Annotated in this window: 30 protein-coding genes and 1 tRNA gene; 18 read left to right on the top strand and 13 right to left on the bottom strand. The window is 56.1% G+C overall.

All coding sequences use genetic code 11. The features are described 5' to 3' along the window. Positions 1–29: 29 nt before the first annotated feature. The 5 genes from K3757_RS02590 to K3757_RS02570 all read right to left on the bottom strand — a co-directional run bounded on the left by K3757_RS02590 (position 30) and on the right by K3757_RS02570 (position 2,642). The gene (locus K3757_RS02590) at positions 30–590 is read right to left on the bottom strand and encodes a F0F1 ATP synthase subunit B (RefSeq protein ID WP_259999071.1); all 561 of its coding nucleotides are present in this window, start codon (positions 588–590) and stop codon (positions 30–32) included. 4 nt (positions 591–594) lie between these two features. Further along, positions 595–1,158 (bottom strand): F0F1 ATP synthase subunit B', encoded by a 564-nt coding sequence (locus tag K3757_RS02585; RefSeq protein WP_259999068.1) that lies wholly within the window; start codon positions 1,156–1,158, stop codon positions 595–597. A gap of 84 nt (positions 1,159–1,242) precedes the next feature. After that, positions 1,243–1,467 (bottom strand): F0F1 ATP synthase subunit C, encoded by a 225-nt coding sequence (locus K3757_RS02580; protein ID WP_011567586.1) that lies wholly within the window; start codon positions 1,465–1,467, stop codon positions 1,243–1,245. A 61-nt stretch (positions 1,468–1,528) separates the two neighbouring features. Further along, complete coding sequence (locus K3757_RS02575) at positions 1,529–2,287, bottom strand: F0F1 ATP synthase subunit A (protein WP_259999066.1); 759 nt, start codon at positions 2,285–2,287, stop codon at positions 1,529–1,531. 61 nt (positions 2,288–2,348) lie between these two features. Continuing rightward, a complete protein-coding gene (locus tag K3757_RS02570; RefSeq protein ID WP_409202575.1) occupies positions 2,349–2,642 on the bottom strand; it encodes an AtpZ/AtpI family protein in 294 nt (97 codons plus the stop codon). 281 nt (positions 2,643–2,923) lie between these two features. Here K3757_RS02570 and K3757_RS02565 point away from each other — a divergent pair, with 281 nt between their 5' ends. After that, positions 2,924–3,265, top strand: coding sequence for a helix-turn-helix transcriptional regulator (locus K3757_RS02565; protein ID WP_259999062.1), 342 nt, complete (start codon positions 2,924–2,926; stop codon positions 3,263–3,265). Positions 3,266–3,565: 300 nt separating this feature from the next. On the opposite strand, the gene K3757_RS02560 is transcribed toward K3757_RS02565, so the two are convergent. Both K3757_RS02560 and K3757_RS02555 read right to left on the bottom strand, forming a co-directional pair. Then, entirely contained in the window at positions 3,566–4,474 is a 909-nt protein-coding gene (locus K3757_RS02560) for a DMT family transporter (protein WP_259999060.1), read from the bottom strand. Continuing rightward, positions 4,474–5,349 carry a LysR family transcriptional regulator gene (locus tag K3757_RS02555; protein WP_259999057.1) on the bottom strand — a complete coding sequence of 292 codons (876 nt, stop codon included), beginning with the start codon at positions 5,347–5,349 and terminating at the stop codon, positions 4,474–4,476. The genes K3757_RS02560 and K3757_RS02555 overlap by 1 nt, the downstream gene beginning before the upstream one ends. A 277-nt stretch (positions 5,350–5,626) precedes the next feature. Here K3757_RS02555 and ffh point away from each other — a divergent pair, with 277 nt between their 5' ends. Genes ffh through K3757_RS02495 form a run of 12 tightly spaced genes read left to right on the top strand, consistent with a single transcriptional unit; the run spans position 5,627 to position 13,459 of the window. Continuing rightward, positions 5,627–7,123 (top strand): signal recognition particle protein, encoded by a 1,497-nt coding sequence (gene ffh, locus K3757_RS02550; protein ID WP_259999055.1) that lies wholly within the window; start codon positions 5,627–5,629, stop codon positions 7,121–7,123. Further along, positions 7,120–7,452, top strand: coding sequence for an NIPSNAP family protein (locus K3757_RS02545; RefSeq protein WP_259999053.1), 333 nt, complete (start codon positions 7,120–7,122; stop codon positions 7,450–7,452). Before ffh ends, K3757_RS02545 begins: the two co-directional genes overlap by 4 nt. Further along, complete coding sequence (locus K3757_RS02540; protein ID WP_259999051.1) at positions 7,449–7,751, top strand: chorismate mutase; 303 nt, start codon at positions 7,449–7,451, stop codon at positions 7,749–7,751. The genes K3757_RS02545 and K3757_RS02540 overlap by 4 nt, the downstream gene beginning before the upstream one ends. Before the next feature lie 13 nt (positions 7,752–7,764). Continuing rightward, positions 7,765–8,169: a 30S ribosomal protein S16 gene (rpsP, locus tag K3757_RS02535; protein WP_259999049.1), complete on the top strand. Its 405-nt coding sequence runs from the start codon at positions 7,765–7,767 to the stop codon at positions 8,167–8,169. 19 nt (positions 8,170–8,188) lie between these two features. Next, complete coding sequence (gene bluB, locus K3757_RS02530; protein ID WP_259999047.1) at positions 8,189–8,818, top strand: 5,6-dimethylbenzimidazole synthase; 630 nt, start codon at positions 8,189–8,191, stop codon at positions 8,816–8,818. Then, positions 8,818–8,967 (top strand): hypothetical protein, encoded by a 150-nt coding sequence (locus K3757_RS02525; RefSeq protein ID WP_259999045.1) that lies wholly within the window; start codon positions 8,818–8,820, stop codon positions 8,965–8,967. The genes bluB and K3757_RS02525 overlap by 1 nt, the downstream gene beginning before the upstream one ends. Next, positions 8,964–9,497 (top strand): ribosome maturation factor RimM, encoded by a 534-nt coding sequence (gene rimM, locus K3757_RS02520; RefSeq protein WP_259999043.1) that lies wholly within the window; start codon positions 8,964–8,966, stop codon positions 9,495–9,497. Before K3757_RS02525 ends, rimM begins: the two co-directional genes overlap by 4 nt. Positions 9,498–9,499: 2 nt before the next feature. Next, complete coding sequence (locus K3757_RS02515) at positions 9,500–10,288, top strand: hypothetical protein (protein WP_259999041.1); 789 nt, start codon at positions 9,500–9,502, stop codon at positions 10,286–10,288. Next, entirely contained in the window at positions 10,288–11,076 is a 789-nt protein-coding gene (locus K3757_RS02510) for a hypothetical protein (RefSeq protein WP_259999040.1), read from the top strand. Before K3757_RS02515 ends, K3757_RS02510 begins: the two co-directional genes overlap by 1 nt. Further along, the gene (gene trmD, locus K3757_RS02505; RefSeq protein ID WP_259999038.1) at positions 11,073–11,870 is read left to right on the top strand and encodes a tRNA (guanosine(37)-N1)-methyltransferase TrmD; all 798 of its coding nucleotides are present in this window, start codon (positions 11,073–11,075) and stop codon (positions 11,868–11,870) included. Before K3757_RS02510 ends, trmD begins: the two co-directional genes overlap by 4 nt. Next, positions 11,863–12,618: a polysaccharide deacetylase family protein gene (locus K3757_RS02500; protein ID WP_259999037.1), complete on the top strand. Its 756-nt coding sequence runs from the start codon at positions 11,863–11,865 to the stop codon at positions 12,616–12,618. The genes trmD and K3757_RS02500 overlap by 8 nt, the downstream gene beginning before the upstream one ends. After that, positions 12,611–13,459 carry a GNAT family N-acetyltransferase gene (locus K3757_RS02495; protein WP_259999035.1) on the top strand — a complete coding sequence of 283 codons (849 nt, stop codon included), beginning with the start codon at positions 12,611–12,613 and terminating at the stop codon, positions 13,457–13,459. The genes K3757_RS02500 and K3757_RS02495 overlap by 8 nt, the downstream gene beginning before the upstream one ends. On the opposite strand, the gene K3757_RS02490 is transcribed toward K3757_RS02495, so the two are convergent. Then, the gene (locus K3757_RS02490) at positions 13,456–13,698 is read right to left on the bottom strand and encodes a YdcH family protein (protein WP_259999033.1); all 243 of its coding nucleotides are present in this window, start codon (positions 13,696–13,698) and stop codon (positions 13,456–13,458) included. The two genes, K3757_RS02495 and K3757_RS02490, sit on opposite strands and share 4 nt — an antisense overlap. Before the next feature lie 13 nt (positions 13,699–13,711). After that, entirely contained in the window at positions 13,712–14,593 is an 882-nt protein-coding gene (gene ppk2, locus K3757_RS02485) for a polyphosphate kinase 2 (RefSeq protein ID WP_259999031.1), read from the bottom strand. 316 nt (positions 14,594–14,909) lie between these two features. Here ppk2 and rplS point away from each other — a divergent pair, with 316 nt between their 5' ends. Then, complete coding sequence (gene rplS / locus K3757_RS02480) at positions 14,910–15,284, top strand: 50S ribosomal protein L19 (RefSeq protein ID WP_259999029.1); 375 nt, start codon at positions 14,910–14,912, stop codon at positions 15,282–15,284. Positions 15,285–15,289: 5 nt separating this feature from the next. Then, positions 15,290–15,511 carry a 50S ribosomal protein L31 gene (rpmE, locus tag K3757_RS02475; RefSeq protein WP_259999027.1) on the top strand — a complete coding sequence of 74 codons (222 nt, stop codon included), beginning with the start codon at positions 15,290–15,292 and terminating at the stop codon, positions 15,509–15,511. Between the two features lie 113 nt (positions 15,512–15,624). On the opposite strand, the gene K3757_RS02470 is transcribed toward rpmE, so the two are convergent. After that, positions 15,625–17,736 carry a Hint domain-containing protein gene (locus K3757_RS02470; RefSeq protein WP_259999025.1) on the bottom strand — a complete coding sequence of 704 codons (2,112 nt, stop codon included), beginning with the start codon at positions 17,734–17,736 and terminating at the stop codon, positions 15,625–15,627. 293 nt (positions 17,737–18,029) lie between these two features. On the opposite strand from K3757_RS02470, the gene K3757_RS02465 reads away from it, so the two are divergent. The 3 genes from K3757_RS02465 (at position 18,030) to K3757_RS02455 (ending at position 22,307) form a co-directional block, all read left to right on the top strand. After that, positions 18,030–18,839 carry a division plane positioning ATPase MipZ gene (locus K3757_RS02465; RefSeq protein ID WP_259999023.1) on the top strand — a complete coding sequence of 270 codons (810 nt, stop codon included), beginning with the start codon at positions 18,030–18,032 and terminating at the stop codon, positions 18,837–18,839. 201 nt (positions 18,840–19,040) lie between these two features. After that, entirely contained in the window at positions 19,041–20,240 is a 1,200-nt protein-coding gene (locus K3757_RS02460; protein WP_259999021.1) for an amidohydrolase family protein, read from the top strand. 393 nt (positions 20,241–20,633) lie between these two features. Further along, positions 20,634–22,307, top strand: a complete 1,674-nt coding sequence (locus K3757_RS02455; RefSeq protein ID WP_259999020.1) for an ABC transporter substrate-binding protein — start codon at positions 20,634–20,636, stop codon at positions 22,305–22,307. Between the two features lie 265 nt (positions 22,308–22,572). On the opposite strand, the gene K3757_RS02450 is transcribed toward K3757_RS02455, so the two are convergent. From K3757_RS02450 to K3757_RS02440, 3 genes are all read right to left on the bottom strand, one after another. After that, positions 22,573–22,649: transfer RNA gene (locus K3757_RS02450), tRNA-Met, on the bottom strand. Positions 22,650–22,724: 75 nt separating this feature from the next. Beyond that, the gene (hemF, locus tag K3757_RS02445) at positions 22,725–23,615 is read right to left on the bottom strand and encodes an oxygen-dependent coproporphyrinogen oxidase (RefSeq protein WP_259999018.1); all 891 of its coding nucleotides are present in this window, start codon (positions 23,613–23,615) and stop codon (positions 22,725–22,727) included. Positions 23,616–23,694: 79 nt separating this feature from the next. Beyond that, positions 23,695–24,495 (bottom strand): SDR family NAD(P)-dependent oxidoreductase, encoded by an 801-nt coding sequence (locus tag K3757_RS02440; protein WP_259999015.1) that lies wholly within the window; start codon positions 24,493–24,495, stop codon positions 23,695–23,697. Between the last annotated feature and the right edge of the window lie 12 nt (positions 24,496–24,507).

The following is a 24,507-nucleotide window of genomic DNA, read 5'->3' as shown; positions in this document are numbered from 1 at the left end:
CAGGGCTTTCGAACTATAACTAAAGCATCTTAGTGAAGCTTCGCGTCAACCTGTGCAATGCCGTCATCGATTAGCTTGTTGCCGTCTGTCGCGGTCATCTGCTTGCCGATGATGTCACGAGACGCGGCAATTGCGATCTGAATGGCTTGATCGCGGACTTCTTTGATCGCAGCAGCTTCTGCAGAACCGATCTGCTCTTCTGCGGCAGCCAAACGGCGCTCGACTGAAACGGCAAGATCTGCACGCGCTTGTTCGCCCGCCGTTGCAGCTTCCTGCTTGGCTGCGGCAACAATACGGTCAGCTTGCTCCTGCACTTCTTTTTGCTTGCGCTCATAAGAGGCCAGAAGGCTCTGCGCGTCTTCGCGCAGCTTGCGGGCTTCTTCAAGCTCGGTTTGGATACCTTCGGCGCGCTTATCCAGCATGCCACCTATCAGGGACGGAACTTTGAAATAGAACAGCACCGCAATGAAAAGCAGGAAAGCCAACAGAACAACAAAGTCTGTGTTACCCAGCGAAAAGAACGGACCCGATGCCGCGAACGCAGGGGATGCGCCCAACAGGGCCAATACGGATGTCAGTGTGAAACGCATGACGTTATCCTTTCATCCGTGAGGTTACAGCGGCTGTGATGGTTTTGGCATCGGCCTTGCCACCCATGGCTGCAACGATTTCTTTGACGGTGTCTTTGGCGACCGCTTTCACGCTCTCCACAGCACCGGCACGAATTTCTGCAATCGCTTTTTCTGAAACGGCCGACTGCGCTGCAATCTGATCGTCCGCTTTGGCGATGGCTTTATCGAGATCGGCCTGCATCTCTGCTTTGGCCTCTGTAATGATGCGCTGTGCTTCTGCACGGGCATCCAAAAGTGCCTTATCATAGGCAGCTTCTGCATCTGCGGCTTTGGATTTAAGATCCTCGGCAGCAGCGATATCATTTGTAATGGTACCCTGACGCTCGGCCAGAACAGCCGCGATACGTGGCAGAGCAACGCGCGACAGGATCAGGTAGATCGCGATCAGCGCCAGAACGAGCCAGAAAATCTGGTTGCCCCATGTGGAAAAATCCAGCTGCGGCATGCCCGCATTTCCTGCGCCGGAATGTTCCGCAACGCCCACGGCGTCTGCCAGACCATCGCTATGTGTGGTTTCGGTTGCCATCATGGCCTCCTGTCAGAACATTCAATCCAATGGGCGGTGCAGTGTACCACACCGCCCAATGCGTAAGGAATAACCGTCAGTCGCTTAAACGGCGAACATCAGCAGAAGTGCTACGAGGAACGCGAAGATCCCCAGCGCTTCGGCGAACGCGATGCCGATGAAGAGTGTTGCAGTCTGCGAAGCAGCTGCGGATGGGTTGCGCAGAGCGCCTGCAAGGTAGTTACCTGCAACGTTACCAACACCGATAGCGGCTGCGCCGGAACCGATTGCTGCCAGACCTGCGCCGATGTGTGCGAGTTCGCCTTCCATGTGAATTCTCCTTACGATTGGAAGTTGAGTAGATAGTGAGACGGAAGTAGCCCGCCTGTCGTTAGTGGTGTGGGTGCAGCGCGTCCTTGAGGTACACGCATGTCAGGATCGTGAAAACGTAGGCCTGAATAAAGGACACAAGGACCTCCAGACCGTACATCGCCGTGATCCCGAGGATCGCGATGGGCGACACAGCAACCAGTGCTGCAAAACCCGCGAAAACTTTGATAACTGCGTGGCCCGCCATGACGTTACCAGCCAAACGAATGGAGTGGCTCACGGGGCGTACGAAGTATGAAATCAGTTCGATAATTGCCAGAACGGGGCGCAGCGCCAGCGGTGCAGAAGCAACCCAGAACAAACTCAGGAAAGCGGTGCCGTTTTTGACAAAGCCCAGAACCGTTACAACGATGAACACTGCCAGCGCCAACACAACCGTCACAGCGAAGTGAGATGTGGGCGTGAATGCTGTCGGAAGCAGGCCAAGGAAGTTGGCGCAAACGATAAACATGAACAGTGTCATGATGTAGGGGAAGTATTTGACACCCTCTTTACCGCAGATGTCTTCGACCATTTTGTAAACAAAGCCATAGGCCAACTCGGCGACGGACTGCATCCGGCCCGGAACGACTGCGCGCTTTGATGTCGCGACAACCAGCAGCAGGAACACTGCGATAACGGCAAAGGTTGTCCACAACGCTGCGTTCGTGAATGTAAACCACTGTACCGGACCGTCACCACCCAATGGGGAAACGATGAACTGATCCATCGGGTGAAAGACCAGACCGCCTTCTTCCGCGCCTTGTGCTTCTGTTGCCATCTCTAGGCCCCTTCACTCATCGCCCCGGCTGAGGCGGTTTACGATTACCCCCTGAGGGGCGTTATTCTTCTCCGGCCTCTTCGGCCACTTTTTTGTCCTGCATTTCCTGCGCGGATCGAAGCATCGTCTTTACTCCGGCCGCGAGGCCCAACATGACAAACAGCACCATAAATATGGGCAGCGTTCCAAAGAACAGATCCAGCCCGTACCCGATGCCGAAACCGATCCCAAGACCGGCCACAAGCTCTATCACCATCCGCCAGGCCATCTGCGCCTGTGAGTAGTGCTCATCCGCGCGCGGCTTTGGCTCTTGCGTGCCTTTAGCTGCTGCTATCCGCGCCTCAATCGCTGCCATTTCCGCTTTGCGATCTTGGTCGTTCACAGGTGCGCCCCCGCTTGGATGTCTTGCAGGTTAGGTACTTCGCCGCCCGAACGGAGTCAACGGCCTGAACACGCAACGCAACATGCTGAAATATATAATAAATAAATTTCTCCATTGTTTTGGGATCGCTGTTTAGCCGACCAAAACATCAATTTTCGCGCCTGATCGTTATTCAACCATCCGGTTGATCTTTTGTCTGACCAGCTGCGGCTTGTGCTTTCGCCCACGGGAACGACACGCTATTGGTCTGCCTTATGAAACCCTCACTCGACACCACCTTTGCCGCCCTGTCAGACCCCACCCGCCGAGCCATCCTTGCGATGCTACTGGAGGATGATATGGCCGTCACCGATGTGGCCGAACCATTTGATGTGTCGCTAGCTTCGATTTCCAAACATCTGGGGGTGCTGACTGCCGCAGGCCTGATCACGCAAGAAAAGCGCGGTCGGGTAAAGTGGTGCAAACTGGAGCCCGACGCTTTGCGGGCCGCCTCTGTCTGGATGCAAGGCTTTGGCCAGTTCGAACCTGTGCATCTGGATGCGTTTGAGCGGTTTCTGGAAAAAGAACTGGGCGAAGCCGACGATCCGTCTACCTGAAATGCAAAAGAGAGCCCGAAGGCTCTCTTGAAATCTTACTAACCCAAAACGGGTTGTTACAATACGAACTGGACGATAGCCAAAACGATTACAACGAGGCCGACAAGATAAATGATACCACGCATTGGGTGTTCCTTTCTAATATTAGCTTACCGGCTACATTGAACCGGTCCGTCGGAAGGAAAGTTGCACAATAACCCGGATCACCGAGGTAAAACATGAACCGGCCAATTGGGCAACTTTCGCTCCGTTATCTATCAAACGCTACCCAAACCAATCTTGTTCCATGAAGAAGAAAATTTAGTTTTGAACGGCCTTAATGGATAGCGCGTCGTCGTCCCGGACCAAAAGCAACAAGGCAACAACAGTCAGACCGGTCCCTGCGAGGATCAGTGCCGGTGGCAGGCTGTTGCCCAATGCCGCCTCCCAAACGATCACCCAACTTGGTACAAGATAAGTATAGGCCATCACCTTGGCTGAAGGCAGGCGCAGCGCTGCAAATTGCACCAATACGAATGTAATGGCGCTCGCTCCGAGCGAAACATAAAGAATGGTGACCCAAACCATCGGGCGCAGCGCGTGCCAATCCGTCGCAAGAATATCGCGGGCACCGACCAACCCCAGCCATATCGTTCCGGCAACAAGGGTCCCGAAGGAGAAGACAACAGCTGTCTCTCCGCGATTAAGCAAGCGTACAAGCGGAGTATAGACGGCATGCGCGATACAGCCGAAAAAGAAAATAACCTCGCCGCGCCCGACATCAAATGCGAACAGCGCAACAACGTCGGCACGAAAAATGACCCATACTGCACCCAGTCCTCCGACGCACAGTGCCAGCCCCATTCTCGGCGTGATACGCTGGCGTAGCATGATCCACGCAAACACGCCCGACATCGCAGGGACAAGCGTGAACACCGCCGCCGAACTGACTGGCGCCGAAGTCTTGAGCCCTTCAAACATCAGCACAAAATAGATCGCAAACAATCCGCCCAACAGCACGTACCGCCAAGGCGCCGCGAAATCGCTGCGCGCGAAACCTGTTGTGGCAAAAGCAACTGCCCCCACTGCCGCACCCGCGATCAGAAAACGAACAGCATTCAGCGCCAGTGGCGCGATCTCATTCGCGACCATCCCGCCAAGAGAGAATGAGCCAGCCACAAGCGCAGAAAAGAGCAGCATGGCGAAATGCCCCTGCGCCTGAGGTGCCATCAACCATTCTCCTTGATGCGAGCCTTGAGGAACTTCACCAAAGCCTGCACTTTGCTGGTCCGGTGCAAGTCTACATGCGTAACCAGCCATAACTGCGCTGCCCACTCTGCCCTAGGCGGGGCAACTTGGACCAGTTCGGAATGCGTTGCTGCATCCTCCTCCGTGAGAAAACCGATCCCGGCGCCGGCCCGGATAGCCAGAAAAATCGCATGTTCGTCATCGCTTCGGTAGACAATGTTTTTGGGAGGGACGGTTGTCGCTAGCCATTTGTAGAAAGGAGCGCGCGTATCGGTATCGTCATGCCCGACGAACCGGTGGTTTGAAAAATCTTGGGTATCTTTGGGGACGCCGTGCTTTGCGATATAATCCTTTGATGCGTAAAGGCCGACAGCCTGCGCCGTCAGCGGCTGAACGACATTATCAGGCTGTTCGGGCGCTGCTCCGGCGCGGATCGCAACGTGCGCTTCGCCGTATTCCAACCGGAACAACCGGTCGCCGGTCAGATAGCGTACGACAATACCGGGGTGCTTTTTCTGAAATGCCACCAACATTGGCGCAATCCGCGGCGTCATCGCTTCGACTGAGGTCACGACCAGATCACCCGAGACATCTGTGCCGTGCCCTTTGATCCGACTAAGCAACTGGCTGAACTGATCCTCGGTGGCTTGCGCCACCCGCAGCAGATCCTCCCCCGCCTCAGTGGCAGTATAGCCACGCGCATGACGCTGGAATAATTTTATGCCCAACCGTTTTTCCAATGCATCAATATGCCGAATTACGGTCGCATGGTGCACCCCAAGGGCCTCTGCTGCGCCACTTACCGTACCCATTCGTGCTACTTGATAGGCAGTCCTCACCTCGTCCCAGTTTTGCATGTCGCGGCTTCCTGTGCGCAGATGAACATTTACGCGCCCATTTTCGTATATTCGCACAGAAGTGCAAGGGCGTGTGCGTCCATGACCCGCTATACTTGACTCAGGATCGCCATCAGCCTAAACGACATGCAAATCTCCGGAAGCAAAGCCTTCCGGTCCTGTCCCGATGTCAGGATCGCCCCCAGTCAGCGTGTTACGCCCACTGGGGCATTTGTGCATTCACGCGGTGGCTCCTACATTGGAGACAGACGCAACCGACGAAAAGGGGCTGCTGCCCATGTTTGAGAATCTCAGTGAACGCCTCTCTGGTGTTTTTGACCGCCTGACCAAACAGGGCGCGCTTAACGAAGAGGACGTAAAAACCGCTCTGCGCGAAGTTCGCGTGGCTCTGCTGGAGGCGGACGTATCGCTTCCGGTCGCGCGTGATTTTGTCAACGCTGTGCAGGAAAAAGCGACTGGTCAAGCTGTGACCAAATCCATCACACCCGGTCAGCAGGTCGTCAAAATTGTTCATGACGCCCTGATTGATGTCCTAAAGGGTGAAGGTGAGCCAGGCGCGTTAAAGATTGATAACCCGCCGGCCCCGATCCTGATGGTCGGCCTACAAGGCTCCGGTAAGACAACCACAACTGCCAAGCTGGCAAAACGTCTGAAAGAAAAAGACGGCAAACGTGTGCTGATGGCCTCACTTGATGTGAACCGCCCCGCCGCGATGGAGCAGCTGGCAATCCTTGGTGTGCAAATCGGCGTGGACACCCTGCCGATTGTTAAGGGCGAAAGCCCCGTAGCAATCGCCAAACGCACGAAAACTCAAGCGGCGCTTGGCGGCTATGATGTCTACATGCTCGATACAGCGGGCCGCCTGAGCATTGACGAAGAGCTGATGGCGCAGGTTGAAGCCGTCCGTGATGTCGTCACGCCGCGTGAAACACTGTTGGTGGTTGACGGCCTTACAGGTCAGGACGCCGTGCAAACCGCTGAAAACTTCAACCAGCGCATCGGCATTTCCGGCGTTGTCCTGACCCGTATGGACGGCGATGGCCGTGGTGGTGCGGCATTGTCGATGCGCGCCATTACAGGCAAGCCGATCAAATACGTTGGTCTTGGCGAAAAAATGGACGCGCTTGAGACATTCGAGCCAGAGCGTATCGCAGGCCGCATCCTTGGCATGGGCGATATTGTCGCTCTTGTCGAAAAAGCCCAAGAAACCATCGAGGCTGAACAAGCCGAAAAAATGATGAAGCGCATGGCGAAAGGTCAGTTCAATATGAACGACCTCAAGATGCAGCTTGAGCAAATGATTAAGATGGGCGGCATGCAAGGCATGATGGGCATGATGCCCGGAATGGGCAAAATGGCCAAACAGGTTGAGGACGCAGGTCTTGACGACCGGATTCTCAAACAGCAGATCGCCCTGATCAATTCCATGACCAAGAAAGAGCGCGCCAATCCCGCCTTGCTTCAGGCCAGCCGTAAAAAGCGCATCGCCAAAGGCGCCGGAATGGAAGTGAGCGACCTTAACAAGCTGATGAAAATGCAGCGCCAGATGTCCGACATGATGAAGAAAATGGGCAAGATGGGCAAAGGTGGCATGATGAAACAAGCCATGAAGCAGATGATGGGCAAAGGTGGAATGGACCCTGCCGCGATGGCACAGGGCATGGACCCGAAAGCGCTTGAGGCAGCGGCCAAGCAGATGGGCGGCAAACTGCCCGGTCTTGGCAGCGGCATGGGCCTGCCTTCGGGCCTGTCCGGCTTTGGTAAAAAGAAATGATCAGCTGTACCGTCAGATACGAGATCGACCCGGACAAACTGCCGGAGTTCGAAATCTACGCGAAGGCGTGGCTGCATCTTGTCAAAAAGCTTGGCGGGACGCATCACGGCTATCACATGCCGCATGAGGGTCCGAACGACATCGCCTATTGCCACTTCTCGTTCGCCTCATTGGCCGACTATGAAGATTACCGTGCCCGTATGTGGGAGGACGCCGAATGCTTGCGCGCCTATGAGCACGCCAAGCGCACCAAGTGCATCCGCCGCTACGACCGCTCCTTCACAAAGCCGCTTTTCGATGGCGCAACAGTAGAGGAGTTGGGCCTGTGACCGATCCCGTCAAACTTGCCGCCGAAGTCCTTAAAGGACACCGCGCCAGCATCGACCGCCTTGATGCGATCCTTGTCTATACGCTGGGCGAGCGGTTCAAACATACTCAGGCTGTGGGAAAACTCAAAGCCGAGCACGACCTTCCCCCGTCCGATCCGGATCGCGAAGCGAGCCAGATTGCCCGGCTAGAAGATTTGGCAAAACAGGCCGACCTGGACCCTGAATTCGCCAAGAAGTTCCTCAACTTCATCATCGCTGAAGTCATTCAGCACCACAAACATCACCAAGATATAAACTAAAGGAAACTAAATCATGTCCATGAAAATTCGTCTCGCCCGTGGCGGTTCCAAAAAGCGCCCTTTTTACCGCATCGTTGCAGCTGACAGCCGCATGCCACGCGATGGCCGTTTCATCGAAAAGCTGGGCACATACTCCCCACTGCTGCCGAAAGACAGCGAAGACCGCGTAAAGATGAACGTTGAGCGCATCGAATACTGGATGAGCCATGGCGCACAGCCAACAGATCGCGTTCAGCGCATGCTGGAAGCTGCAGGCGTGAGCCCCAAGAAAGAGCGCAACAACCCTAAGAAGGGTACGCCAGGCAAGAAAGCGCAAGAGCGCGTTCAGGAGAAAGCCGACAAGGCCGCCGCAGCAGCAGAAGCAGCCGCAGCACCAGCCGAGGAAGCACCAGCAGCAGAAGAAGCAGCGGCTGAGTAAGTCAGGAGGCCGCCCCGGCATGCATGCGTTTTCGGATGACTTCCGTGCCGGGCTGACCGACCTGATGCGATGGCGCCGCGATGTGCGCCATTTTCGCACAGATCCCGTGGATGAGGCACTTGTTCAAGAGTGCCTCTCCACACTCTCTTTGGCCCCCTCTGTGGGGCTTTCAGAACCTTGGCGCGTTCTGCGTGTCCGTTCTGACACCGCGCGCGCAGCCGCGCTTGCCAATTACCAAACAGCCAATGAAAAAGCGCTTGAGGGATACTCCGGCGACAAGGCCGCCCTTTATGCATCCCTTAAACTGTCCGGCATGCGTGAAGCGCCTGAACATCTCGCTATTTTCTGCGATGACAGCACGCCGAAGGGCGCAGGGCTTGGTGCAGCGACCATGCCGGAAATGCGCCGCTATTCAGTGGTGGGGGCGATCACGTTGATGTGGCTGCATGCCCGAACTCTGGGGTTGGGTATCGGCTGGGTTTCCGTTCTTGATCCCCAACGACTTTGTCGCGATCTTGATGCCCCCGACGACTGGTCGCTTGTCGCTTACCTTTGCCTTGGCTGGCCCGCCGATGTATCCCTAACCCCAGAGCTTGAAACCAAAGGCTGGGAAGCGCGCGCCGCTGCCCTGCACATTGAGGAACGCTGATGTTCAAACTGCTGAAATTTGTCGCCACACTGGCCTTGGGTGCCGTGTTGGGATTTTACCTTAACGGGATGCTGATGCGTGCAGAATGCTCGGCAGGGGAAGGTCAGTGGACCGGTAGCATTTGTGTAGATTCGGAGTTGCTACAATGAGCGATACACATATCTGTGTCGGTGTCATTTCGGGAGCCTACGGCGTAAGCGGCGAACTGAGGATCAAGAGCTTTTGTGCCATCCCCGAAGATATCGAGACGTATACTCCGCTAACGGACGAGACCGGCAATCGCCAGTTCGCATTGGCTATTCTGCGACCGATCAAAGGCGGATTTGCAGGCCGCCTGCCCGATGTCAGCAGCAAAGAAGATGCGGACGCTCTGCGCGGCACACAGCTCTTTGCTCTGCGTGAGCAGCTCCCGTCCCTGCCCGACGATGAATTCTATCACGCCGATCTGATTGGCATAGATGTCTACGATACGGGCGGAGAGTTGCTGGGCCGCGTGAAAACCGTGCAGAACCACGGTGCTGACGACTTGCTCGAGCTTCAGCTGAGCGGCTCGTCAACGACGACCTTCCTGCCTTTCACCAAGGCCGCCGTGCCGACCGTGGATCTGGCATCGCGACGTATCGTTGCAGACCCGCCCGAAGGCATTTTGCCCACGCCCAAGCCTGCACCGCAGGATTAAGCATGCGGCGGGTCGTCATCCACGCCGGATTTCACAAGACGGGCACGACCAGCCTGCAACAAACGCTGCGCGCCAACCGCGCGGCGTTGCGTCCTGAGATCCGGCTTGTGCTTCGACCCGGTATGACAGCCCTGTGCGACAGCGCCCGCGCCTACAGCCGCTCGCGCGAAGATTACGATCTGGGGATGGTGAAATACGAGGCCGCGTTGCTGATCGAATCCCTGCAGGCAGAGCAGGCGACGACACTTGTGATCAGCTCGGAAGACCTGAGCGGCCATATGCCGGGCCGTCATGGCCTGCATGGATATGGCGCTGCGCCGCATCTGATGCGCGCACTTTCGGTTGCCCTTAAGACCGCAGCCCCGGATGACGAGGTGAGCTTTTTCTTTACAACCCGCGCGGCAGATCCGTGGCTGCGCAGTTGCTATGCCCAGAATTTGCGTGCATCGCGCATGGTCCTGGACGAAGCTGACTACCTCAAACGCCGCAAAACCTCGGCCGACCATGATAGAATTCTTGAAGAGATCAAACGCGAGACCCCCGGTCACGCCTTGATTGACGCGCGCCTTGAGGATCATGGCGACCGCCCGCTTGGCATCGCCGAAGCCATGCTTGATTATCTACAGTTTGACGAAAAGCGGCGTAAGACGCTGGTTGCCGGGAAGGCACATACCCGCAACCCCAAGCTGCCCGACGCCCTTCTGACTGAGTTTCTGGCTCTTAACCGGTCGGACCTTAGCCCAGTTGATCTGAAGAAAGCCAAGCGCGCATTGATTGAGGGAGCAGGCTGATGCCACGCAAGATCGTGATACACGCAGGCTTTCACAAGACAGGCACATCCAGCGTACAGGCCCTGCTGCGCGCCAACCGCAAGGCGCTGATGCCTGCGCTTGCGATCCGGCTCAAAGGTCAGATGCAAGAACTGATGCACGCCACGCGCGGGTACTCCACTTTTGGCAGCGAGGACGCGCTGGATAAGGTTAGCCGCCGCTTCGATGCGCTATTGGCAGACTTGCCTGGCATGCCACGCCGTACTTTGTTGCTTAGCGCCGAAGAACTATCGGGGCACATGCCCGGACGCGGCGTTCTGGCCGATTACCGTGCCGCGCCGGTACTCATGTATCTTTATTGGCAGCGTGCCCGGGCTGCCTTTCCCGAAACGCCTGTCGTGTTCTGCTTTGGCACCCGCGCTGGCGCAGACTGGGAACGCTCAGCATGGGCAGAGCATGTGAAATCATCCGGCATGACCCTCGATTTCACCGATTTCGCCACGCAATATCCTGCTGCCCAAGATCTGGACAGTATCGTGAGCGAGGTCCGCCGCCGTGTACCGGCACCCGTCCACAGCTTCGCCCTTGAGGACTGCACCAAATTGCCGTTGGGCCCTGCCGACCCCGTATTGGATTTGTGTGATATCCCGACGGAGTTGCGCGCGGGGCTCACTGCAGAGCCGGCACAGAACACACGGCTGGACGCAGAAACCCTTGCCGCCTTGCTGGATATCAACAGAACGCATAGGGACACGGACGCACGAAACGCTGCAAAGGCTGCACTGCTCCACAAAGGATCACAGATATGACACCGCCAAACCGCTCTCACGGGAAACAGCGGGTAGTGCCGTTCCTGAAACCGCGCGAATTAATGAGCGACACGCCCGATTACGCGCATGTCTGGCAGGCCCATATCATCACCCTGTTCCCCGACGTTTTTCCCGGAGTTCTTGGGGCCAGTTTGACAGGCCGAGCATTGCAAGAAGGCCGCTGGCAGCTCCATGCGCATGATTTGCGTAAATTCGGGCTGACAAAACACCGCAATGTTGATGATACACCCGCGGGCGGCGGCGCTGGCATGGTGCTGCGCGCCGATGTCGTAGGCCCCGCGATCGAGGCAGTACAAGAGCGTGCGCATGGGCGATGGCCAATCCTTTATATGTCACCACGGGGACGCCGCTTTGATCAGGCAATGGCGCGCGACCTCGCAAGTTGCGCAGGCGTGACCATGCTCTGCGGTAGGTTTGAAGGCGTCGACGAACGGGTGATTGAACACTATGGCATCACCGAAGTTTCCTTGGGCGATTTTGTGATGACCGGCGGCGAACTCGCTGCCCAAGCGATGATCGACGCAACGGTGCGATTGCTGCCGGGCGTGCTGGGCAATGCAGATAGCACGGTAGAGGAAAGTCACTCTGCCGGTCTTCTTGAGCATCCTCAGTATACGAAGCCTGCCGAATGGCAGGGCCGCGAAATCCCACCGGTGCTGATGTCCGGCAACCATGCCGAGATCGAGAAATGGCGCCGCGAAATGTCACACAATCTTACGAAAGAGCGCAGGCCGGACCTGTGGGACGCACATAAGGCACGCGAAGATGTCTAGCTGGGATGCATTGGAGACCGAGCTTGAAGCTTGGGAAGCGGAGGGCCTAACGCCACGCCTTTGGTGGCGCGATGATGATGCACAAACTGTGACGCCCGATCTTGAAATACTGCTGGAATTGTCGGCACGCCATGCGATACCGGTGCATCTATCTGTGATCCCTGACGGGCTAAAGTCGGACCTTGCCGTCAGATTGCGTGGCACGGATCATGCCTACGTTTTGCAACATGGGCTGGGCCACATCAATCACGAACCCAAAGGCCTGCCCGCCTCTGAAGTGGGCGACACCCGCGATCTTGCTCTGCAAGAGACGGATTTGCGGCACGGTTGGGCCCTGCTGGAAGAAGCTCAGATGCCGCGCCTTCTGCGTGGATTTGTGCCGCCATGGAACCGGATCGGCGATGCCACACGTCGCTGCCTGCCGGATTGGGGCTATAGCTTTTTGTCCGCCTACGAAGGGCGCGGTGAGGACGCCGCCGTGAACGGGCTTTCGCATGTTGATGCCCATCTTGACCCGATCCGTTGGAAATATGACCGCGTCTTTCGCGGTGAGGACAAGATGCTTGCGATGTTGATCGAACACTTACAGGACCGGCGCAACGGAGACGCTGAGAAACCGGTGGGATACGTCACCCACCACCTGCAAACACCACCTGCGGTCTGGTCGTTTTCCGACCGCCTTTTTGCCCGCACGCGGGGGATGTGGTCTACGGTGCCACAGATGCAACAGGATGCCCAAGATGGTTGATATCACCTTTGCCACCCCCGATCAGCGCGAAGAAGTCGAAGCATTCATGCACAGCGCTTTCCCCCGCGCCAAATGGGGGGCCGACGGCTGGACACGACTGCTTGCCAATCGTTGGGGCGGCGCCGGTGGCGAATTCGCAGTGACCGCACGGGACAAGGGCGTGCTGGTCGGCGTGATGGGCATGAACGACAGCATCCGCCACACACCACGCGGGCCGCAGCGCTACCGCAACCTGACATCATGGTATGTTCTGAAAACCCACCGCGGTATGGGGCTGGGTGAACGGTTGATGCACACGGCAATGGCAGATCCGGAGGTGACCTCCACCAATCTTACCAGTGCCAAAGCTGCGCTGCCTCTGGTGGACAGAATTGGCTTCAAAATTCTTGATGCCCAGCGCAACATCTGGCGGCACAGCGGAGGCACGCCCCTTTCGCACACGCTTGATCCTCTGAACGACGCGTCGCTTTCGCCTGTGGATGCCCAGGTTTTGGCGGATCACGCAGCTTTGAATCTAAAACCTGCCGTCGTCGAGACACAGGATGGGCCTTTGACGCTGGTGCTGTCTGTCAAACAAAAATCTGATGAATATGTCACCCACGAAGTGCTTTATGTGGGGCAACCAGACCTTCTGGCGCGTCACGCGCGGGCGGTGGCTGATACCTTGCTGCCCGCCGAGGCTGCGGTGTTCAGCGTAGACAGCCGGTTGATTGCAGACCCGCACCCCGACGCGATAGAGACGATCGAGGTGCCACGCTTTTACAAGGGCAGCACGATGCTGCCCTCAGAGATTGATCACATGTATTCCGAGATCGTCCTGATGGACATGAAGCTCTACTAAGCTTTTTCGCGCAAGTAGTTCGCAATCTCGTCTTTCAGCGCCATCCGTTCGCGACGCATCTGTTGCATGTGGTCATCGCTGGTAGGTTCAACGTCTGTTTCAGCGCGGTGAATCGCACGGTTCACAGTGTGATAGCTATCTGAAAGCTTTGCGAAGTGGCTGTCAGAATGGCGCAGCTTTGCAATCTGTTCGACCTGCTCCGGAAACTCTTCGTGCAGCTCATGGGGGGTATGGGACATCGTTTCTTCCTTGTTACGTTTTGCGGTGTTTGGGGTGTAGTGACGTTGCTAGGATATGCTCCGACTGCTGCAAGAGCGCCTCTGCCTGATGGTAAATCTTTGGATCCGGCGGCTGCGCCACAGCAGTGTCTTTTTCGGGATAATCCAACTGGGACAGGAAATGTCGCATGCACGTCAGGCGCGCACGCTTCTTGTCATTGGAGCGGATAACGGTCCAAGGCGCATCGGCAGTGTCCGTATAAAAGAACATCGCCTCCTTTGCTTCGGTGTAATCGTCCCATTTATCAAGGCTGGCACGGTCAATGGGAGACAGCTTCCAGCGCTTGAGCGGATCCGTCTCACGCGAGGCAAAGCGCTGCCTCTGCTCTTCTTGCGTGACAGAGAACCAATACTTGAAAAGACGGATACCGCTGCGCGCCAACATCCGCTCGAACTCCGGCGTCTGGCGCATAAACTCCAAGTATTCTGCAGGCGCGCAGAAATCCATGACCCGCTCTACACCAGCGCGGTTGTACCACGACCGGTCGTACAGAACCATTTCTCCTGCCGTCGGCAAGTGTTTGATGTACCGCTGGAAGTACCATTGCCCGCGCTCTTCATCCGACGGTTTATTCAGGGCCACCACGCGAACAGCACGCGGATTTAGATGTTCGGTAAAGCGCTTGATCGTGCCGCCCTTGCCCGCTGCATCGCGCCCTTCAAAGAGCAGTACAAATTTCTGGCCTGTCTCTTGAATCCAGTGCTGCACCTTCAGCAGTTCAACCTGAAGCGCGGCCTTTTCTGTCTCATAAGCCGACCGGGAAAGTTTGGTTTTATAAGGGTACTCACCTTGTTCAAAACCAAGAATCGGTGTGTTGCGGGATAGCTTGTCTTGGTCGCTTCTTGTAACTGTCATGCGCTCCCCTTTCGGTCTATTTTATCCGCCTATAACTATGGGGAATATCTGTTGCGACGCTTTGATATGGATCAACTGCACAGCACAATTCAGCCCTTGATCCTAAGGCCTTTCAGGCCTATACGCCCATCAACCTCGGAATCGCCAAGTGCGGATCGGGGTCTTTGCGCGTTGGGCGCAGAAAAAGCAAACTATGATGCTATCTCCGGTGGGCTGCACCCTGACCAGATCAGGCCAGACCCGACAGACAGACCGAAGCTCTTGGATCGACAATCAACTTCGTGGCATACCACGAGCATAATAGGAGTCGCGTCAGATGAACCTGATTGCACAAATCGAGGCGGAACATATCGCCGAACTCGCCAAGGAAATTCCTGATTTCCGCGCAGGCGATACCATCCGGGTTGGCTTTAAAGTCACCGAAGGCACACGTACACGTGTGCAGAACTACGAAGGCGTTTGCATCAGCCGCAAGCACGGCAAAGGCATTGCCGGCGCATTCACCGTTCGCAAGATTTCTTTTGGCGAAGGTGTGGAGCGTGTATTCCCGCTGCACTCCACCAACATCGACAGCATCACCGTGGTTCGCCGTGGTCGCGTGCGTCGCGCCAAGCTGTACTATCTGCGTACACGCCGTGGTAAATCCGCGCGTATCGTCGAGAACGCACATTACAAAGCACCGAAGGGGTAATTCAGATGAAAACCGAAACACATCCCGAATACCACACGATCAACGTCAAAATGACCGACGGTACAATCGTGGAAATGAAGTCCACATGGGGCAAAGAAGGCGATCAGCTGTCGCTTGATATCGACCCATCTGTGCACCCTGCATGGACCGGCGGCACAAGCCGTCTGATGGACACTGGCGGTCGCGTGTCCAAGTTCAAAAACAAATACGCTGGTCTTACTCTGTAATTCAGAGCGACCTTCACAAAACACGAAAAAGGCGCAGCTTGCGGGCTGCGCCTTTTTTCGTGTTATGGCTTTGTCTGGGCAGCACCCAATAATGACAACTTTCAATTCTGTCTTCAGGCGACCAACAATTGCGCCTGATGACGCTGAACAGTTGGGCGGGCTGCTTTGCCATATCCATTCGGATTGCTCCGCAACTCGGGAAACAAATCAAACAGCTCGCTGCGCGCTTTGCTCTCAAGGCCAGGCAAGCTGTAGCTGCCCGGTAGATAGCTCTCTGACCAAATATTGGCAGATTTAATCAATTCGTGGCGATCGAACAAAAGGTGGAAATACGTGACTTCTGCCACCTCTCGTTGTCTGATGTCTGTTCCGTTGACCAGAAACTGCGCAGCTGAAATCACTTCTTCTTCGCCAAAATACAAAGACGCCCTGTAGTCATCTATCAGCATCCGGTGTTGAGGTGAGACGCTCAACGGTTGACTGTTGCCGATGCTACCTGGCGCAAACTCGATTGGCGCGAAACTGCCCGCCCCCTCCACTGTGCGGCGACCGATCCAGCGAAGCGGCTGCGGACCACTATCCCGGGTCAGAACCAGATCGCCGGGGCGCAGCGTTCCAATAGCCCGCGGGCCATTCGGCGTATCAATCATCGCATCTTGCGTGAAACAAATGATGCTCTCGATTTCCGAGAAGGTAACTGTGGTGCCGTCAAGAAGTGTCGCGGTCCCCGATTTTCCACCCGGCGCAAGGTCGTCCGAAGTGAGAACAACAGATCCCGTAACGAGCTGACCGTTGAAATCCAGCACATCGCCCGTAGTTTCGGCCCCTTCGCCGCCCACCACATTAATGTTACCACCGCCTAGTTGGCCGTCATCGATGACAAATGTGTCATCGCCGTCACCGCCCTGCGCGTCATCTCCTGTGCCCACGAACAACGTGTCGTCATCGGCACCGCCAAGAAGCGTATCTGCTCCGAAGCCACCTGTTAGAGTGTCGTTGCCTGAACCGGCATCGACAAGATCATCCCCTAGACCACTATTGATCAGATCATCGCCGGCGCCTGCATTGATGGTATCGTCAAAAGATCCCTCTGGCATCGCGTCGAATTCGATGTCCGAGAAATATACTGCCTGCTGCGAATTGCCGCCATTTGCGTAAATGACTTCTATACGTGCGACTGGCCCTTCCACCTCGATCAAAGCTGATGCCTGGGCGCTAGCGGGAGTATAGTTGGTCGAGGATGCGGTGATCGTATTGTCCACGACGGTAAGACTGCTTCCCGCCGTGATGTTCACTGCAATTTCGTTGCCGTCAACATCGAAGGCGCGGACAGTAACGATATCGCGGAAGTTGTTTACGGTGTCGGTTAAACCGTCAATATCACTTATGCGGAACCGTACATTCTGAACCTGACCCTCAAAACCTGACCCAGCCGCCGCATCGAAATCAAAGGAAAGAGTTGTAGGATCACTGCTGCCGTTAGCAAAAAGATAGCTTGCAGAAGTGTTCGAGAATGTCTCTCCCGGCGCGACATAAATCGCATCTGCACCACCGCTTAATTCGGCCGAGAAATTCTCGTCTGTTTGGACGTCGGAATAGCTGACCTCGACGGTGACGCCGCCAGTGTCCTGAATGACACCTGCGCGCAAATCCTGTTCGTCAGCGTAATCGGACCAGTTGAATTCGGACGGTGTTCCGGCCACGTCGGGCTGGTCGACCATGTCGTTGCCCGGATCACCGGTATAGCTATCATCAATGGTATCGTTGCCAGATGTCCCCTCGACGATACCATCAGCCTCCACGTAGTCCGCGTAGGCAAAAGCCGGATCACCAGCGCTTGCGTTAGGTGTCGTATCATACGCGGTGGTTTGATAGCTGCGCCCGACAACCAGCGGCACTTCGGACAGAGTATAATAGCCGGCATTTGTGCCCGAAGTGACGCGAAAGGTTATGACTTCGAAGCTTTGGCCAGTCACGGAGTCGAGCAATGTCCAGACTTCTTCGGCATAGACAGATGACGCAGCGGCAGCATTGCCATTGATGACCGTCGTTGCAGTCGCCGTTTCGTTGGCGACATCTTCAAGAAACAAGCCATTATTGCCGCTGGCGGTGTCGGTAATAACCGCCGTGCCCTCCGCCGTGGCAGGACCATTGTAGACTATCGAACCGCCAACCGTTGTGCTGAAAACGTTTAACGGATCAAATTGATAAATCTTGACGTCCATGCCTGCCACCCTGATTACTGAACATAGGGTTACCTTTCGCGCGTGATGCGGCAGGCAATCCTGTACAGGCTACTTGCACCCGCAAGGCGGCATTGTTTTGCTTTCAACGTGCCAAATGCGTGGCAATTTAAGACAAATTTAAGGCAATCTGTTTTGGCTGGATCAACCGGCTTCCATGGAAGTTGGTCCATTTACATAACGGCCAAAGCTACCCTTCCAATATGCGGCAACCCCACATATAGTGGCCTCTAACAATATTCTGCGATCAAAGCAGAGGATCGAAGGAACAGGCAATGGCGCATATTATCGTCGTCGGAAACGAAAAAGGCGGCGCGGGCAAATCAACTGTCTCCATGCATGTGGCCACCGCACTGGCCCGCATGGGCCATAAGGTCAGCGCGCTTGATCTTGACCTGCGCCAGCGCACTTTTGGTCGCTATTGCGACAACCGCCAGTCCTTCCTGAAGGAAGCCGGTCTGGATTTGCCGAGCCCGCGGTGTCACCCCCTTCCAGAGGTCGACGCAAGCACGCTCAATCCCGGTGAAAATGTCTATGACCAGCGCCTGTCTGCCGCAGTGGCAGAGCTTGAGCCGAACAACGATTTCATTCTGATCGATTGCCCCGGCTCGCACACACGGCTCAGTCAGGTTGCGCATTCGCTTGCGGATACGCTTGTCACGCCGCTGAATGACAGCTTCATCGACTTTGACCTGTTGGCGCACACCGACGCTTCCGGAGACAAGATCACCGGCCCGTCCGTCTATTCTGAGATGGTGTGGAACGCTCGGCAGTTGCGCTCTCAGGCTGGGCTACCTGCAATTGACTGGGTCGTGGTGCGCAACCGAATGGGCGCACAACGTATGGTCAATAAGGACAAGATGGAGCGCGCGATCCTGAATCTGAGCAAGCGCATTGGTTTCCGCGTTGCCCCCGGTTTTAACGAGCGTGTGATCTTTCGCGAACTCTTCCCGCGCGGGCTTACCTTGCTTGATCTAAAAGACATCGGCGTCAAGCAACTCAACATCTCTAATATCGCCGCACGACAAGAGCTGCGCGAATTGATCAAGGCGCTGAAGCTGCCGGGCGTTGACGCTGACTTTTAAGCACCGCGATCACGCTGGATCGACAAGTCAATCTCAGGTGCGGCCGCCGCACCCGACCTCTTTAATTATTACTGAACAATGATGCTTATGCGCACTACTTTCAGCCATATTGCGGCGCGCAACAGCATGTAGGACGCCTAGGCTGGTCGTTAAAGTCGCGCATGCTAAGTTCGGCCGAAGAGATAATCGTCCGGAGTTTTTATGCAAAATATTACAGTACCCTCCAGCCTGCTTCGTTCTCCGGACCGTTTTGGCGGGCAAAAGTCCGGGGACTGCCTGACCGGTTCACCAATCTTCCGCGACGATCGACTTGTCGGTTTAGACGCACCATTGCCCGACACCAATACAGTTGTCGTTGTTCCTGCGCTGACAGAGGCCCATTGTCATCTGGACAAATGCCACACGATCACGCGTCTCGACCCTGTGGCTGGCGATTTAATGACCGCAATCTCAGCACAATTGCGTGACAAAACCCACTGGACCAGCACGGATATTCGAACCCGCGCCACCAGGGGTTTGATAGAGGCGAAAACAGCCGGTGTCGAAGCGCTGCGCAGTCACGTCGATTGGGGCGATGCTGCTGAACCACCGCTAGCGTGGCATGTATTGTGCGAGATCGCCCAGGAACATGAAGATGTGACGCTGCAGCTTAGCCCACTGACCGGCGTTGATCAGATGGCAGAGTGCTCCTTTACACAATCGCTCGCCCGCGCGGCCGCTGCGGCCAAGGGGGCTCTGGGCGCTTTTGTCCATGATCATGCGGAAAAGCGCGAAGGCATTTCACAGATGATTCAGGCCGCGAAAGAGCATGGCCTGCCTCTGGATTTCCACGTCGACGAGGGGCTGGATGACTGCAACGGGCTCGAGTTAATAGCCGACCTGATCCTAGAAACACGGTTTGATGGCCCGGTACTTTGTGGTCATGCCGTAAGCCTGATGAACCGCGATGCAGAACACGTCAAACGCATCGTGGAAAAGTTGGCGCGTGCCAACATTACCGTATGCGCCCTGCCAACAACCAACCTCTATCTGCAAGACCGGCGTCAGGGGACGCCCGATCGTCGCGGTTTAACCCGCCTTCGCGAATTGCGCGCAGCTGGCGTGAAAATCCTGACGGCGTCAGATAACGTCGCTGACGCCTTTTGTCCGATGGGGCAATTTGACCCGATGGCAGCCCTGCATCTGACCTCTCTTGCTGCCCATCTGGACCCGCCTATGGCGCAATGGTTGCCAATGGTCACCACCGATGCACGACGCGCGATGGGCCTTGACCCATTTCATATCGAAGACGTACCCCTATCGCGTTTACGTCTAAGTGACGCCCCCGACTGCGAGGGACTGGTATCGGGTCGCCACCCGCTTCGCGCGCTGTCCCCATCACCGGATTCGCAAAACCGATAGACTTTGACCGCTGAAGCGCTTTGACAACTGTTACGGACAAGCGAGAAAAATCTGGAACTAGCCAACTGAACACCACCTGTTCCGGCCACCGTGCAAGCATATGCACGACCTTCAAAGCCGCAAGATGTCGCTGACGGGAAACTGGTGCCTTGAATGCCCATCCAATGCCCTCAACAAGCGAAAGTAGATACTCACCATCGGCTTCTACGCCTTTGATCTATTGGAACGATAGGGTTGACGGGACGGGCATATCGCCGGATCATCACACCAGAGCTGCTGTAATTGCAGACAGGAAAGCAGGATCAACCTGCGATCACCAAGCCCGCCAGATTGGGTTTTATGTGGCAGTGTGCCCAAATGCACGCCGACACACCTACAACAGAGAGGAAGATCATGACATTCACAACACGCACAGGAAAGCCCCTGCCGCAGTCCATTCTGGACAGCGCGGAGCAGGCTAAGGCCGATCCCGTCAACCGCCGCGAGTTCCTCGCGCTTGCCAGCGCCTTTGGTGCTACCGCTGCAACCGCCTATTCCATGCTGGGCATGGCTGCACCAGCACAGGCAGCATCCCATTCAGACAAGAAGATGGGCGGCACCGTGCGCATGCAGATGGAAGTCCGCGCGCTGAAAGACCCCCGCACCTATGACTGGTCGCAAATCGCGAACTTCTCCCGCGGTTGGCTCGAATATCTCGCGATCTATGAAAACGACGGTACGTTCTCACCTGCGCTGCTGGAAAGCTGGGACATCAATGAAGACGCGACTACCTACACCCTTAACGTCCGCAAGGGCGTGAAATGGAACAACGGCGATGACTTTACTGCCGAAGACGTGGCACGCAACATCACTGGCTGGTGCGACAAGTCGCTCGAGGGCAACTCTATGGCCGGCCGTTTCGCCACACTGATTGACGCAGAAAGCGGCAAGGCAATCGAAGGCGCGATTGAGGTCGTAGATAGCCACACCGTCAAACTGAACCTGCCAGCATCCGACATCACCCTCATCGCCGGCATGGCCGACTATCCTGCGGCGATTGTTCACAGCTCTTTCAACGCAGATAGCATGGTCGACAACCCGATCGGTACCGGCCCTTACCTGCCAGAATCCCTTGAAGTTGGCGTGAAAGGTGTGCTGGTCAAAAATGCCGATCACACATGGTGGGGCACGGATGTTTTCGGCGGACCTTACATCGACCGTCTGGAATACATCGACTACGGCACGGACCCTTCCGCATGGATTGCTGCCGCTGAAGCCGAAGAAGTGGATGCGTTCTATTCCATGGAAGGTGAATTCATCGACATCATGTCCGGCCTCGACGGTTGGGTAGAGCACGAGATCGCCACAGCGGCGACGATTGTTATCCGCCCCAACCAGCTGGCTGAAGTCGATGGCAAGCGCCCCTACGAAGACGTGCGTGTACGTCAGGCGTTGGCAATGGCCGTGGACAACAACGTCCTTCTTGAACTTGGCTATGCAGGTCGCGGTATCGTGGCTGAAAACCACCATGTTGGCCCGATGCACCCCGAATATGCAGAACTGCCGGCACGCAAGGTCGATCCAGCAGGTGCCAAGGCGCTGATGGAAGAAGCAGGGATGGCTGATTTCGAACATGAGCTGTTCTCAATCGACGATGCGTGGCGCAAGGACACAACCGATGCGGTTGCCGCGCAGCTGCGTGATGCAGGTATCAAGGTGAAGCGGACAATCCTGCCCGGTTCGACCTTCTGGAACGATTGGACGAAGTACTCTTTCTCTTCAACCAACTGGAACCACCGCCCACTGGGCGTCCAGATTTGGGCGCTTGCCTATCGCTCTGGCGAGGCATGGAACGAGTTTGGCTGGTCAAATGCGGAGTTTGACGGTTTGCTCACAGAAGCCTTGGCGACAGCCGATACTGAAAAGCGTCGCGCAATCATGGCAAAGGGCGAGGCGCTGATCCAGAATGAAGGCGTAACAATCCAACCTTACTGGCGTTCGCTCTATAACCACACCAAAGATGGTCTGACAGGTGCGGATCACCACATCAGCTTCGAATACCATCCAGCACGGATGGCTTGGAGCTAATCGGCGCCGCCTGACTAGGACAACCGAAAAGGGCCGCGCATGTCGTGGCCCTTTTTGCATCTCAAAGGCAGAGTGCTTGGCCTGCACAGGACGCGCAGGGCGACGCAAATGTACTCTTGGCAATAAGGTCGCGACCTTGCCCCCTTATACGCGACAACAGTACCGTCAGACGCTAGATAGGATGCTACGTGGGCTTCGGGAGAACAGCAGCCACCTCACGGGTCACACTGCCCCGTCTGACCAGGATTTGAATGGAGAGGGGAAGTGGTGGCGTTACCTGGATTTGAACCAGGGACCTAACGATTATGAGTCGTTCGCTCTAACCAACTGAGCTATAACGCCGTGGGCCGTGAACTATGATAGCGGCCCGCCCACGTCAAGCCAGAAACAGCATACCATGTGCTGCTAAATTTCGGGTCAGACCCACTTGGCCATGGGCGGCAGGCTCATCAGGACCGCATTCGCGTCATGCCCGGTCTCAAGCCCGAACTTTGTACCGCGATCATAGACCAAATTATACTCCGCATAGAGCCCGCGATGCACCAGCTGGGCATCCTTGTCAGCATCGGTCCAGACTTGGGGCTTACGCTTTTCCACCAGCGGCAAATAGGCCGGCAGGAAGGCCCGTCCGATATCTTGGGTCAGCGAAAAATCCGCTTCCCAATCTCCGGTGTTGCGATCATCCATAAAGATGCCGCCGACGCCCCGCGCACGGTGACGGTGAGGAATATAGAAATACTCGTCAGCCCATTCTTTCAATTTTGGATAGATCTCAGTTCCATGGGGATCGAGAAATTCCTGCTGGGTCGCGTGGAAATGGGCAGTGTCCTCATCATATTCGATGCAAGGATTCAGGTCTGATCCCCCGCCAAACCACCACGCACCCGGCGTCCAGAACATGCGCGTGTTCATATGGACCGCTGGCGCATGCGGATTCTGCATGTGCGCGACCAGACTGATACCAGAAGCCCAGAACCTTGGGTCATTCTCCATCCCTGGCACACCGCGTGCCGCCATCGCCTTTTGCGCACGTTCGCCCAGCGTGCCGTAAACTGTGGAGATATTCACCCCGACTTTCTCGAACACACGACCGCCGCGCATAACGCTCATCAGACCACCGCCCGCGTCTGATCCATCCTCGGATTTTCGTGATGTCTGGCTGACCTCGAAACGGCCCGGTGCCATATCGCTGAGCGGTCCTTCGGCGTGACTGTCTTCGAGACCTTCGAATGCCTCAACGATGTCATCACGCAGACGACGGAACCAAGTGCTTGCCCGGTCTTTTTCAGTCTCGAAGTTTGCTGTCATGGCCGTGCTCTCTGTCAGATTAATCTGACGCGCTTACAGCATAATTTTTTCTAGGTGAACAGAGGGACCTCTTGCCGCGTCAGTGCGCCGGTGCGCTGACCGCATCCAACAGTGACCTCCCGCCATCTACCACCAGCACTTCACCCGTGACAAAACTGGAGCTTTCTGCCGCCAGAAACTGCACGGCCTCAACCAGTTCACCGGGTGACGCAATGCGGCCCAATGGCGTGTGGCTACGGATGTCATCGCGCCACTCGCGGTTTTCCGCGACAGACGCCTTCAATGACGCCGACATGACCGAGCCAAAAGCAACTGCATTCACGCGGATCCGGTGTGGCGCCAAAGCAAGCGCCATCGAACGTGTCATCTGGTTCAGCGCGGCAGACGCGATCGAATACCCCATAAGATCCGATTGCGTATGCGAAGCGACAGTTGAACTGAGGTTGATAATTGATCCAACAGGGCCGTCCGGCTGTTCTTCGGCTTGCTTCATCATCCGCTTTGCAACCTGCTGGGACAGCCGCAGCGAGGTCATCAAATTCTGCTCCAACAACAATTCGACAGATTGGTCTTCGACATTCAGGGCTTCGGTCGGCATGACCTGCCGCGATGCATTCACCAGAATATCTACCTGCTCAAACGCGTCGATGGTTGCTGAAACAAGGTTTGCGATTGTCAGGCGTTGCCTTAAATCACCGGCAAAGAAACGGATATTTCCTTCGTCGCGCACATCGCCCAGCTCATCCTTGAGCTTCTTTTCATCCATATCGGCGCACATCACATTTGCGCCTTTGTCCGCAAAACCGCGCGCAATGGCGAGACCGATACCGTTGGCTGCACCAGTAACAATTGCGGTCTTGCCGGAAATCGAAAATGACATGTTGTGTCCCTT

The organism is Sulfitobacter sp. S223 (assembly GCF_025143825.1).
Taxonomy (GTDB): domain Bacteria; phylum Pseudomonadota; class Alphaproteobacteria; order Rhodobacterales; family Rhodobacteraceae; genus Sulfitobacter.
Note: the sequence above shows the minus strand (reverse complement) of the source record. Positions and strands in the feature narration are given on the sequence as shown.